This is a genomic window from Streptomyces sp. NRRL S-244, assembly GCF_000717915.1.
In the GTDB taxonomy this organism is placed as follows: domain Bacteria; phylum Actinomycetota; class Actinomycetes; order Streptomycetales; family Streptomycetaceae; genus Streptomyces.
Genome location: NZ_JOCX01000008.1, coordinates 144,996 through 157,149, shown reverse-complemented (window position 1 = coordinate 157,149; position 12,154 = coordinate 144,996). Strand labels below are relative to the sequence as shown.

The window sequence follows — 12,154 nt, the reverse complement described above, 5'->3', positions numbered from 1 at the left end:
CAAAAACGTGTCCAAAAGGCGGACACGGCTTCGGCCTGCGCGAAGGCGCGTCTAACCTGCCCGTATGGCCCTTGGTACCGCTTCCACCCGCACGGACCGTGCACGCACGGTCCGCGACCTGCTGGCGTCCGGGAGCCCGTCGTACTCCTTCGAGTTCTGGGCCCCCAAGACGGAGAAGGGCGAGCGCAACCTCTGGAACGCGCTGCGCCGGATCGAAGCGGTGGGCCCGAGCTTCGTCTCCGTGACCTACGGGGCCGGCGGCTCCACCCGCGGCGGCACCGTCAAGGCCACCCAGGAGATCGCCGCCGACACCACGCTGACCCCCGTCGCGCACCTCACCGCGGTCGACCACTCCATCGCCGAGCTGCGCCACGTGATCGGCCAGTTCGCCGACGCGGGCATCCGCAACATGCTGGCCCTGCGCGGCGACCCGCCCGGCGACCCCATGGGTCCCTGGGTCGCGCACCCCGAGGGCGTCCACTACGCCGCCGACCTGGTCCGGCTCCTCAAGGAGTCCGGCGATTTCTGCGTGGGCGTCGCGGCCTTCCCCGACATGCACCCGCGCTCGGAGGACTGGGACACGGACATCCGTCACTTCGTGGACAAGTGCCGCGCGGGCGCCGACTATGCGATCACCCAGATGTTCTTCGATCCGGAGAATTATCTGAGGCTGCGCGACAGCGCCCAGAAGGCGGGCTGCGAGACCCCGATCATCCCCGAGGTCATGCCTGTTGTGGGGATCAAGCAGCTCGACCGCCTGCCACAACTCAGCAACGCAGTCTTCCCCGCAGCCGTGAAAGAGCGCATGCTCGCCGTCAAGGACGATGCAGCCGCTGTACGCTCCATTGGGATCGAGTTCGCCACGGAGTTCTGCGCGCGGCTGCTGTCCGAGGGTGTCCCGGGGCTGCACTTCATCACGCTGAACAATTCCACGGCGACTCTCGAGATCTACGAGAACCTGGGCCTGCACCAGCGGGCCTGATCGGCCGGCCCCCGATTCCTGGGCGGTTGGCCGTACCGAGAGGTGCCACGCATGGGAATGACGGTCCTCTACATCGCGTTCGGTTTCGTCGCGCTGTGGCTGCTTGCCGAGGTCCTGATGCAGTACAAGGCCCGGCTGCGCTGGCGGTTGCTCGCGTTCGCCGGGTTCCTCGGTGTGGTCGCCGGGGTGGTGCTGCCGTCGGTGCCGGTCATCGGCATCGGCGCGGCCGCGTTCGCCGTGGGCCAGACCCTGGTGACGCTCTCCTTCCGCAAGGGCTTCGAGGCCGGCTGGGCGCTGCGCCGCGGCGGCGAGCCCGTACGCAAGCAGACCCGGCGTCGCCGGGCGGGCGGCGCGCGCCCCGAGCCCGCGCTCCAGGTGACCGCGCTGGAGTACGGGCCCGACGGGGCGGCGGCGGACCCCGAGGGTGCGGACCGCGCCGACGCACCCGACCAGGCGCGGCAGGAGCCCCAGTTCCAGGCCGCGACCGAGGACTTCTACAGCCCGGAGCCGCTGCCCGAGGACACGGGCTCGTACGGGATACAGAGCTTCGCCCCCACCGCCGACGCGGGCCGGACGGCGGCGTTCGCCTCGCCGTTCTCCACGGCCGAGCAGGACGCCCACCAGTACGCGGCCTACTACGACGGCCAGGGCTACGACCCGCAGGGCCAGGGCGGCTACGACTACTCCGCGGGCTATCCGGCGGGCGGCGAACAGCAGGTCTACGCCGCCTACTCGGACCCGTACATCGGCACGGGCGGGGCCGTGATCCCGCAACAGCCGTACGACTACGCCCCGTACGCCGACTACTCCGGCGCAGACCCGTACGCGAGCGCGGGCGGGCAGCAGCAGTACGCGATGGACACCCCGCCCGGCGGGGTGTGGGTGCCGCAGCAGCGCTCCACCGAGGGGGCGGCCGCGGGCTACCCCGGGGACGACCAGAACCAGTACCCGCAGCAACAGCAACAGCAACAGCCGCAGCAGTACCCGTACCAGGGCACCGGCGAGTACGAGCAGTACCGCTACTGAGGTACGACGGGTACCGGAGGTACCGAGGCGGGTGAGCCCCCGGGGAACGTTCCCCGGGGGCTCACCCGTCACTGGGAGCCGCGGAACCCCGCGCCCTCCACGATCAGCCCGGCCACCAGGGCCCCGGTCATCCCGGCGTGCGCGAGCCCGCCGCCGGGGTGCGCCCAGCCGCCCGCGAGGAACAGCCCGGGCAGGGCGGTGGTGTTGGCGGGGTAGAGCATGGCGCCGCCCGCTCCGGCCAGGGCGGGCGGGGGCACCGCGCCACCCTGTGCGCCGGTGTCCGCCTCGATGTCCGCCGGCGTGCGCTCGTGCGTCCACAGCAGCCGGTCGCGCAGTGCGGGCACGGCCCGGGCCGCGAGGTCCAGCAGCTCCTCCGCGCGGGGCGCAGGGGCGCTCCCAGGGCCGCAGAGGGCGCTCACGGTGACCGCCTCGTGGTCCGCGTCGGGCCGCACGGCGGGGTCCTCGGGGCGCAGCACGGTCAGCTGGGCGCCGGGGGAGTGGACCAGGGTGCGGTGGACGGCGTCCGCGGGGCGCGCGCCGCGCAGCGCGAGCAGCAGGGTGAGCCGACTGGCCACCCCCGGCCCGCGGGCGGGGGCGCCGTCGGCCGGCAGCGGGGTCCGCAGCTGCCGCGGGTCGACCGCGCAGACCACGAGGTCGGCCGGGGTCTCGGTGCCGTCGGCCAGCAGCAGCCCGGCCGCCCGGCCGCCCTGCTCCAGGACCTCCCGTACCGGCGTGTCGAAGACGAAGGTGACCTTCCGCTCCAGGCAGCGCTCGTACACGGCGGTGGCCAGTGCCCGCATCCCGCCGCGCACGTACCAGCTGCCGAAGGTCTGCTCCATGTACGGGAGCACGGCCGCGGAGGCGGGCGCGGTGGCGGGGTCGACCCCGTACGCCCGCACGCGCGCGGCGAGCAGCTCGCCGAGCTCTCCGCCCAGCTCGCGTTCGGCCACCTCGGCGAGGGTCGGGGGGCGGCGGCGCAGCAGGCCGCTCTTGCGCAGCGCCGGGTACGGATCGGCGCCCAGCACCTGCCAGTCGGGGCGCAGCGGCTCCTCCAGCAGGGGGCGGCGGGTGGCGTTCCAGGCGTCGCGGGCGCGGCCCAGGACCCCGTTCCAGCGCTCTCCCGCGCCCGCGCCGAAGGCCTCGTCGAGGACGGCGGCGGCGCCGCCGCGCGAGCCGCCCGGGAGGGTGACGGCGGTGCCGTCGGCGAGGACGTGCCGGACGGCCGGGTCGACCTGGACCAGCTCGACGCAGTCCTCCAGGGGCCGCTTGCCGGTCTTGACGAACAGGTCGCGGTAGACGGCGGGCAGGTGCAGCAGACCGGGCCCGGTGTCGAAGGCGAAGCCGTCGCGCTCGTAGCGGCCGACGGAGCCGCCGTACGTGGACCCGCGTTCGTACACCGTCACCTGGTGCCCCGCCACGGCCAGCCGGGCCGCCGTAGCCATCGCGCCCATGCCGGCGCCGATCACCGCAATTCGTGCCATGCGGATGACCCTATCGAGCGGGATCGAGCCGGACCGAGCGGGATCGGGGGAGGCCGGCAGGAGGGGGCGGCCGGTGGCCAGGAGGAGGGGGCGGCGGGAGGTCGGCCGAGGTCAGCGGGGTGGTACCGCGGCCCGCGCGGCTGCCTCGCGTTCCTCGGCGGCGAGCCGCTTCTCCTCGCGGCGCTGGGCCCGGCGGCGCAGGAAGCGGCGGATCCGGCTCCACAGGAAGACGAGTATGGCCAGACCGGCCGCCAGCAGGACGGCCGCGATGATCGCGGCGGCCTGGGGGTTGAACATCGCGAAGGTGACGATGCCGGCCACGCCCAGGTCCTCGGCGCTGCTCAGCGCGATGTTGCTGAACGGCTCGGGCGAGGTGTTGACGGCCATCCGGGTGCCGGCCTTGACGAAATGGCTGGCCAGCGCGGTGGAGCCGCCGACCGCACCGGCGGCCAGGTCGGAGAGCGAGCCGCTCTGGCCGGCCAGCAGGGCGCCGACCACCGCCCCGGCCACCGGGCGGATCACGGTGTGCACCGCGTCCCAGGCGGAGTCCACGTACGGGATCTTGTCGGCGACGGCCTCGCACAGGAACAGCACGCCGGCGACGATCATCACGTCGGTGCGCTGGAGTGAGGCGGGGACCTCGTCGCTCACTCCGGTCGCGCCGAAGATGCCGAGCAGGAGGACCACGGCGTAGGCGTTGATCCCGCTGGCCCAGCCGCTGGTGAAGACCAGGGGGAGCACACTCACCGGGCCATCATGCCGCAGGACCGGGCCGCGGCACGGGCTATCGGGGAGACCGGGCGGACCGGCGCGGCAGAGCCGTGAGGGGACGGCCGCCGTACGGCGGCCGTCCCCTCACCCATGTCTGCGGGGGCCTACTGCCCCTGTTCGTCGCGGCGGCGCTGCCACCGCTCCTCGATGCGGGTCATCATCGACCGACGCTGCCGGTTGCGGCCGTGGGCCGAACCGCCTGCACTGCCGGAGACGGGCTGCTCGCCAGGCTTGGGTGCCTTGCGCCAACCGGTGACCACGAGGACCGTACAGCCGAGCATGACGAGGAATCCCACCACGCTGACCCAGAGTACGTTCGGAATGATCACACCGGTCATGAGGAGCGCGATACCCACCACAATGCCTGCGACTGCCTGGTAGACCCGTCGCCGGGTGTACGTACGCAGTCCGCTTCCCTCAAGCGCTGTCGCGAACTTGGGATCTTCGGCGTACAGCGCTCGCTCCATCTGCTCGAGCATTCGCTGCTCGTGCTCCGAGAGCGGCACGGGAGTCCTCCTCATCCGTCGGTCGCGGGGGGTAGCGACCAGGGGTCCCCTTCAGGATAGGCGGGGAATCGCCCCCGTGATACCCGCCCTCTACGCAAGGTTCCGAAAACACCGCCCGAAAAAAGGCACCGCCCTAAAAGGCGCCGCCCGAGCAAAACCTTGCGTGAAACCGTACCGCCGGGTGAGCGGTCACTGAGGCGTTTATTCCCCACTGGTCCGTCCACCATGCCGGTCACTGCTCACGATCATACGGGGCCCAAGGCCTGAACGGAGGGTGTCCGGCGTACTCCTTGAGCGGAACTCCGCAGATCAGGCGGGCTTGCCGCCAACGACGTGCAACTGCGTGGCGACCGCGTGGAAGGCGGGCAGCTCGGCGGCGGCCTCTTCCAGGCGCAGCAGCGCCTCGACCGCGCCCGGCTCGGTGTCCACCAGGACGCCGGGGACGAGGTCGGCGAAGACGCGGACCCCGTGCACCGAGCCGACCTCCAGGCCGGCCCCGCCGACCAGCTCGGTGAGCTGCTCGGCCGTGAAGCGGCGCGGTACCGGGTCGCCCGCGCCCCAGCGGCCGGCCGGGTCGGTGAGCGCCGTACGGGCCTCGGTGAAGTGGCCGGCGAGGGCGCGGGCCAGCACGGCCCCGCCGAGGCCGGCGGCCAGCAGGCTGAGCGTGCCGCCGGAGCGCAGGGCGGCGACCGCGTTGGCCACGCCCTCGGCCGGGTCGTCCACGTACTCCAGCACGCCGTGGCAGAGCACCACGTCGTACGCGTCGCGCTCGACGACGTCCAGCAGTCCCTGGGCATCGCCCTGCACCCCACGGACCAGGTCGGCCACGCCCTCCTCGGCGACGCGGCGCTCCAGCCCGAACAGCGCGTTCGGGCTGGGGTCGACCACGGTCACGCGGTGGCCCAGCCGGGCCACCGGCACGGCGAACTTGCCGGTGCCGCCGCCGGTGTCCAGCACGTCCAGCACATCCCGCCCGGTCGCCTTCACCCGGCGGTCGAGGGCCTCCTTGAGGACCTCCCACACCACGGCGGTGCGAAGGGAAGCACGGGGGCGGGAAGTGTCCGACACGGCTGATGACTCCTCGGCGCGACAGGGTGAGAGATGCGTGCCCCACCCTAATGGGCAGCGAAGCGAGGCACCGCCAGGCCCACCCAGGCCCTTTGAGGCCCATGAAAGAGACCGCGGGCCTTGCTTCATCTCGGGAGCGGGACTGGTAGCCCTGGTCCCACCCGGCGCCTTGAACGCTAGCAATAGAGCGGGAATCAGCTCCGCTCCCGAGGGAGGGTGGTTCCGGTCAGGGGCCAAGATCTATCCGCCACTCGGGCCTTCAGCCCTCTACTGAGACGGATCTGGTCCCTGGCCGGTGCCGCCCTGGCTGCCCGTATGCAGCCGACCGGAACCTTCCCTCCAGATGACAGAAATCTCCTACTGCGGTCCGAGTAGAGACAGTTTCGTCCGTCGCCCACCTGCTGCTGACCAGGGCGGATTCGATGTCCGTGGCCTGAGCCATCTGCACGGATCACCTCTCATCCCATCGCGGGCCCCCAGCCCCTGAGAAGACCGAGGGCCGTGCGGCTCGCTGGGGTTGCGAACGGCTGGTGGGATGTCGTGCCTTGAGCACTTCCATTAGGGAGCACGCGCACCCTGCACAGGCTCTGGCCTGCAAAGTCATCATGATGGAAGGAGTGCTGAATGGAGATCATCGGGCTGTCGACACCTGTCTTCTGCGGCGTGGACTGGGCCGAAGACCACCACGACGTCGCACTGGTCGACGCAGGCGGCAAGCAGCTGGCCAAACTACGGATCAGTGACGACGCTGCAGGGTTTGCCCAGCTCACCGGGCTGCTGGCCGAGCACGGTGACAACGAGAAGGCTCCGATCCCCGTCGCGATCGAGACGTCCCGCGGACTGCTCGTCGCCTGCCTGCGGGCCACCGGACGTCAGGTCTTCGCGATCAACCCCCTCGCGGTCGCCCGCTACCGCGACCGGCATTCTGTCGCCCGGAAGAAGTCCGACGCCGTCGACGCCGCGGCCCTGGCGAACATTCTGCGAGTCGACATGGCCGCCCACCGTCCGCTGCCGGCGGATTCGGAGCTGGCCCAGGCGGTCGCAGTACTCGCCCGGGCCCAACAGGACGCCGTCTGGGACCGCGGCCAGGCCCACAACAAGCTCCGCTCGCAGCTGCGGGAGTTCTACCCGAGCGTCCTCGCAGCCTTCGCCGACAAACGCAACGGACTGTGTTCACGCGAAGCCCGCACCATCCTCGCGGCGGCTCCCACACCCACCACCGCGGCGAAACTCACACGCCGGCGGCTCCAGTCCCTCCTCCGACAGGCCGGCCGACTTCGTGGAATCGAAGCAGAGGCCGACCGGCTCCATGAAGTCTTCCAGCGCGAGTACCTTCACCACCTCCCGCAGGTCGAAGCCGCGCTCGGCCAGCAGACGTCCGCCCTGCTGCGACAGCTCGACACCACCTGCCGCAACGCCGACCAGCTGGAAGAGGCCGTGGCTGAGGCCTTCGAGAAGCATCCGGACGCGCCGATTATCCGCAGCTTTCCTGGACTTGGGTCCCTGACCGGGGCCCGGGTCCTCGCGGAGATCGGCGATGACCGGACCCGGTTCGCGAACGCCGGCTCCCTGAAGGCCTACGCCGGAAGCGCACCCGTCACCCGGGCCAGCGGCAAGAGCTGCGTAGTCATGAGCCGCAGAGTCAAAAACCAGCGGCTGGCCGCGGTCGGCTACGTGTGGGCCTTCGTCTCCCTCACAAGGTCGCCGGGGGCCCGAGCCCACTACGACCGCCGCAAGGAAGCCGGAGACCGCCACGTCGCCGCCCAGCGAAACCTCTTCAACCGATTCATGGGAATGCTGTTCCACTGCCTCCAGGCTGGAGTCACTTACGACGAGACCAAAGCCTTCCCGAGTCCACCGTCGGCAGAGCTTTCCACTGCAGCAGCTTGACTCCTTGTCCGCGTGGGATGTCTATTGCCTGGGAGATGCCGTGCCGGTCACCCCGGCCTGCTCAGCCCGCTTCCGGATGCTCCGGGTGCTCCGGGCGGGGCTGACGCAGCGTCGGCGCCACCGGCTGGAGCGCGAGCATCCGCTCCACCAGCCGCAGGAACATCTCCACGGCGCGCACCAGATCGTCCGCGTCCCGGACCGTCGCCGCGTCCGCTATCCCCGCCTCGGCCCGCGCCCGGCGGTCGGCGCCGGAGGCGAACAGCGCGCTCCACTCCGTCAGCTCCGGGGCTATCTCCGGCAGTACTTCCCACGCGCTGCGGATCCGCGGCCGGCGCCGGGCGCCGACGGGCTCCGGCCGCCCGCGCGCGGCGAGCACGGCCGCGGCGGTGCGCAGCGCGGCGAGGTGGGCGGTGGCGTACCGCTCGTTGGGCCGGGTCAGCCGGGCGGCTTCGGCCAGGCCTGCGCGGGCCTTGGCGAGCAGATCGAGCGCGGCCGGCGGTGCTGCCGACCTGCGCGGGACGGGGTGGACAGGGGACGGGGACGGTGTGGCCATGACGAACCTCCTGTCGTTGCGTACTGCTGTGTCTGTGTTTGTGCCTGCCCTCATGGTGACGGCCGCCACTGACAATCTCGCTGACCTGCGGCTTTACCACCTCCTTCCGGTCTTCTTCCGGTCAACTGCCCCCCTCTGCACACACGGTGCTCCCCGAAGTGCTAGTTTTTGAACTGACCAGTCAGTTCAAAAAGAAGGGGGGCGGCGTGGACAGCCCGCACGGAGCGGCCGTCAAGGCCGAGGACTTCGGACTCAAGGGCCCGCGCGGCTGGGTGTTCCGGGGAGTGCGCCTCGACGCGGAGCCCGGTTCGCTCATCGCGGTCGAGGGTCCCTCCGGCAGCGGCCGGACCTGCCTCCTCCTGGCCCTCACCGGACGCATGAAGGCCACCGAGGGCCACGCCGAGATCGCCGGCCACCGGCTGCCGCGGCACATGAGCGCGGTCCGCCGGATCGCCGCCCTCGGCCCGGTCGCCGCCGTCAACGAGCTCGACCAGTCCCTCACCGTCGCCGAGCAACTGCGCGAGGGCGCGCTGCTCCAGCGCCGCTACGAGGGCCCCGTCCGCGCCCTGCTGCGCCCGCGCGGCGAGCGCCGCACCGCAGCCCGGGCCCGGATCGACGACGCCCTGGCCGCCGCCGGGCTGGACCTCGCCACCCTGCCCAAGGGCCCGCGCACCTCCGTACGGGACCTGGAGCGCCTGGAAGCGGTCCGGCTGTCCGTGGCCATCGCCCTGCTGGGCGCGCCGCGGCTGCTGGCCCTCGACGACCTGGACCTCAAGCTCTCGGACGCCGAACGCGCCGAGGCCTGGACCCTGCTCCGCTCGATCGCCGCCCGCGGGACCACCGTCCTCGCGGTGTGCAGCGAGGCACCGGAGGACGCGACGGTCCTGCGCACGGGCGCCGCCGAGGCCGAGCCGGCGGCCGAGGCCAAGCCGGAGGCCAAGCCGGAGGCCAAGCCGGAGGCCAAGCCGGAGGTCAAGGCCGAAGCCGAGCCCGCGCCCGGCAAGAAGACCGGACCCGCCGAACACGCCGAGACGACCGAAGACACCGAAGACACCGAAGACACGAAGGGGGCGGACGATGCGCTCGCCGAAGCTCGCCGCGCTTGAGCTGAAGCGGTTCGGGCGGGGGAAGCTCCCCGTCGCCGCTCTCATCGCGCTGCTCCTGCTGCCGCTGCTGTACGGCGCGCTGTACCTGTGCTCGTTCTGGGACCCGTACAAGAACCTGGACAAGGTGCCCGTCGCCCTCGTCAACGCCGACAAGGGCGCCACCGTCGACGGCAAGCACGTCGATGCCGGCGGCGAGATCGCCAGGAAGCTCCACGACAGCAAGACCTTCGACTGGCGCGAGGTCAGCGCCGACGAGGCGGCCAAGGGGGTGGAGAAGGGGACGTACTACCTCTCCCTCACCATGCCCGCCGACTTCAGCACCAAGATCACCTCAAGTGCGGGTGACGACCCCACCACCGGCGCCCTGCAGGTCCGTACGAACGACGCGAACAACTACATCGTCGGGTCGATCTCGCGCACCGTCTTCTCCGAGGTCCGCTCCGCGGCGTCCACCAACGCCTCCCGCGGCTTCCTCGACAAGATCTTCCTCTCCTTCTCCGACCTCCACGACAAGACCGCCGAAGCCGCCGACGGAGCCGACCAGCTCAAGGACGGAGCCGGCAAGGCCCAGCAGGGCGCCAAGGAGATCGCCGACGGCCTCGACACGGTCGAGGAGAAGAACGGAGAGATCACCGGCGGGCTGAAGAAGCTCAACTCGGCCGCGGGCAAGCTGGAGACCGGTACGAAGGACATCGCCGACGGCACCCAGACCCTCGCCGACAAGGTCGGCGGCGCCGCCTCCCAGGCCAAACCGTTCCTGAAGGACCCCCAGCAGATCGCCGACACGGCCATCCTCGTCGCGGACACCGCCAAGGTCGTCAAGAACCACCTGGACACCTTCGCCAAGAAGGCCCCGGCAGCCGCCGCCGTGACCCAGCGCGTCTCCGCCGGCTCCGCCGACGTCTACGCGAAGATCTGCACGGCCGGCACCCAGCCGGTACCCGCGGCCTGCCCCCAGCTGAAGAGGGTCAAGGACGACGCCGCCGAGGCCGCTCTGCTCGCCGGCGACGTCAACACCCTGGCCAAGGACACCAACGGTGACCTCGGCACGCTCAAGGGGCAGCTGACCGACTTGGAGAAGCAGGCCCGCAAACTCGCCGCGGAGGCGCCCGGCCTCTCCTCCAAGCTCGACGCCGCCGTCGCCCAGGTCAACGCCCTCAACACCGGCGCCCACAAGGTCGCCACCGGCATGGGCCAGCTGCACACCGGCCTCGGCAAGGCCACCGACGGCTCCGAGGCCCTCGGCGACGGCGTCGGCAAGCTCGGCGACGGGGCCCACAGCCTCGACGGCGGCATGTACAAGCTCGTCGACGGCACCGTCGAACTCGCCGGCGGCCTGCACGACGGCGCCGGCAAGATCCCGGACTACGACCAGCAGCAGCGCGACGCCCGCACCCAGGTGATGGCCGACCCGGTCAAGCTCGCCAACCAGTCGCTGCACAAGGCGCCCAACTACGGCACCGGCTTCGCGCCGTACTTCATCCCGCTCTCCCTCTGGGTCGGCGCGATGGTCGCCTACATGCTGATCGCGCCGATGAACCGGCGCGCCCTGGCCGCGGGCGCCTCGCCCTGGCGGATCGCCTTCGCCGGCTGGCTGCCCGTGGTGGGCGTCGGCGTCCTGCAGGTGCTCGCGCTGATGTCCGTACTCCACTGGTCGCTCGGCCTGGAGATGGCACGCCCCGCGCCGGCCATCGGCTTCCTCGTGCTGGCCAGCGCCTGTTTCGCGGCGATGGTCCAGTGGCTGAACGCGAAGTTCGGGGCCGCCGGCCGGATCCTCGTCCTCGTCGTGCTGATGCTCCAGCTGACCTCGGCGGGCGGTACGTACCCCGTTCAGACGAGCCCCGCCTTCTTCAACTGGATCCACCCGTACCTGCCGATGACCTACATCGTCGAGGGGCTGCGCCGCCTCATCTCCGGCGGCGACCTCACCCGGGTCTGGGTCGGATGCGCGGTCCTGGCGGCCTTCACCGCGGGATCGCTCGTCCTCACCGCGCTCGCCGCCCGCGGCAAGCAGGTGTGGACGATGGACCGGCTGCACCCGGAACTGAGCCTGTAGAGACCGGGCCCGTAGAGATCGGTTGACCTGTGAGAATCAGCGCCATGGAACGCAGCAGCACCGGTACCGGCGGCGGACGCCGGCAGGCGACCCGCCAGAAGCTCTACGAGGCGGCCGTCACCCTCATCGCCGAGCAGGGCTTCTCCGCGACCACGGTCGACGAGATCGCCGAGCGGGCGGGGGTCGCGAAGGGCACCGTCTACTACAACTTCGCGAGCAAGAACGAACTCTTCGAGGAACTGCTGCGGCACGGGGTCGGGCTGCTGACGGCCTCGCTGCGCGACGCGGCGGAGGAGACGGAGCGGCGCGGCGGCAGCCGGGTCGAGGCGCTCGACGCGATGATCCGGGCGGGGCTGGTGTTCATCGACCGGTACCCGGCCTTCACGCAGCTGTACGTCGCCGAGCTGTGGCGGACCAACCGGGCGTGGCAGTCCACGCTGATGGTGGTCCGGCGGGAGGCGGTGGCCGTCGTGGAGACGGTGCTGCGGGAGGGCGTGGAGCGGGGGGAGCTGAGCGCGGAGATCGACGTGCCGCTGACCGCCGCCGCGATGGTGGGCATGGTGCTGGTGGCCGCGCTGGACTGGCAGTCGTTCCAGAGCGAGCGGTCGCTGGACGACGTGCACTCGGCGCTGTCGCTGCTGCTGCGGGGCCGGGTCAGCGGGAACCGCTGAGGGGGCGGCCCCGGGCGTGGCCCCCGGGCGGCCCCGGGTGACCC

General features: G+C 71.7%; 11 protein-coding genes. 6 read left to right on the top strand and 5 right to left on the bottom strand.

The window, feature by feature from the left end; all coding sequences use genetic code 11:
• The first annotated feature begins 64 nt into the window (after positions 1–64).
• Positions 65–982: a methylenetetrahydrofolate reductase [NAD(P)H] gene (metF, locus tag IF02_RS0111775; RefSeq protein WP_030156034.1), complete on the top strand. Its 918-nt coding sequence runs from the start codon at positions 65–67 to the stop codon at positions 980–982.
• Positions 983–1,033: 51 nt separating this feature from the next.
• Entirely contained in the window at positions 1,034–2,008 is a 975-nt protein-coding gene (locus tag IF02_RS0111770) for a hypothetical protein (protein WP_030156033.1), read from the top strand.
• 68 nt (positions 2,009–2,076) lie between these two features.
• On the opposite strand, the gene IF02_RS0111765 is transcribed toward IF02_RS0111770, so the two are convergent.
• The 4 genes from IF02_RS0111765 to IF02_RS0111750 all read right to left on the bottom strand — a co-directional run bounded on the left by IF02_RS0111765 (position 2,077) and on the right by IF02_RS0111750 (position 5,834).
• A complete protein-coding gene (locus IF02_RS0111765) occupies positions 2,077–3,489 on the bottom strand; it encodes a phytoene desaturase family protein (protein WP_078622037.1) in 1,413 nt (470 codons plus the stop codon).
• Between the two features lie 111 nt (positions 3,490–3,600).
• Positions 3,601–4,236 carry a DUF4126 domain-containing protein gene (locus IF02_RS0111760; protein ID WP_051696152.1) on the bottom strand — a complete coding sequence of 212 codons (636 nt, stop codon included), beginning with the start codon at positions 4,234–4,236 and terminating at the stop codon, positions 3,601–3,603.
• 128 nt (positions 4,237–4,364) lie between these two features.
• Complete coding sequence (locus IF02_RS0111755; protein ID WP_030156028.1) at positions 4,365–4,766, bottom strand: DUF3040 domain-containing protein; 402 nt, start codon at positions 4,764–4,766, stop codon at positions 4,365–4,367.
• A 309-nt stretch (positions 4,767–5,075) separates the two neighbouring features.
• Positions 5,076–5,834 carry a methyltransferase gene (locus IF02_RS0111750; protein ID WP_030156026.1) on the bottom strand — a complete coding sequence of 253 codons (759 nt, stop codon included), beginning with the start codon at positions 5,832–5,834 and terminating at the stop codon, positions 5,076–5,078.
• Between the two features lie 624 nt (positions 5,835–6,458).
• Between IF02_RS0111750 and IF02_RS0111745 the strand changes: the two genes are divergently transcribed.
• Positions 6,459–7,724, top strand: coding sequence for an IS110 family transposase (locus IF02_RS0111745; protein ID WP_030156024.1), 1,266 nt, complete (start codon positions 6,459–6,461; stop codon positions 7,722–7,724).
• A 61-nt stretch (positions 7,725–7,785) separates the two neighbouring features.
• On the opposite strand, the gene IF02_RS0111740 is transcribed toward IF02_RS0111745, so the two are convergent.
• A complete protein-coding gene (locus IF02_RS0111740; RefSeq protein ID WP_030156023.1) occupies positions 7,786–8,277 on the bottom strand; it encodes an SAV_6107 family HEPN domain-containing protein in 492 nt (163 codons plus the stop codon).
• 206 nt (positions 8,278–8,483) lie between these two features.
• On the opposite strand from IF02_RS0111740, the gene IF02_RS0111735 reads away from it, so the two are divergent.
• The 3 genes from IF02_RS0111735 to IF02_RS0111725 are packed head-to-tail and all read left to right on the top strand — an operon-like array spanning position 8,484 to position 12,110.
• Positions 8,484–9,383, top strand: a complete 900-nt coding sequence (locus IF02_RS0111735; RefSeq protein ID WP_030156021.1) for an ATP-binding cassette domain-containing protein — start codon at positions 8,484–8,486, stop codon at positions 9,381–9,383.
• A complete protein-coding gene (locus tag IF02_RS0111730) occupies positions 9,355–11,439 on the top strand; it encodes a YhgE/Pip family protein (RefSeq protein ID WP_030156019.1) in 2,085 nt (694 codons plus the stop codon). The genes IF02_RS0111735 and IF02_RS0111730 overlap by 29 nt, the downstream gene beginning before the upstream one ends.
• A 44-nt stretch (positions 11,440–11,483) precedes the next feature.
• Positions 11,484–12,110: a TetR/AcrR family transcriptional regulator gene (locus tag IF02_RS0111725; RefSeq protein ID WP_030156018.1), complete on the top strand. Its 627-nt coding sequence runs from the start codon at positions 11,484–11,486 to the stop codon at positions 12,108–12,110.
• The last annotated feature ends 44 nt before the right edge of the window (positions 12,111–12,154 follow it).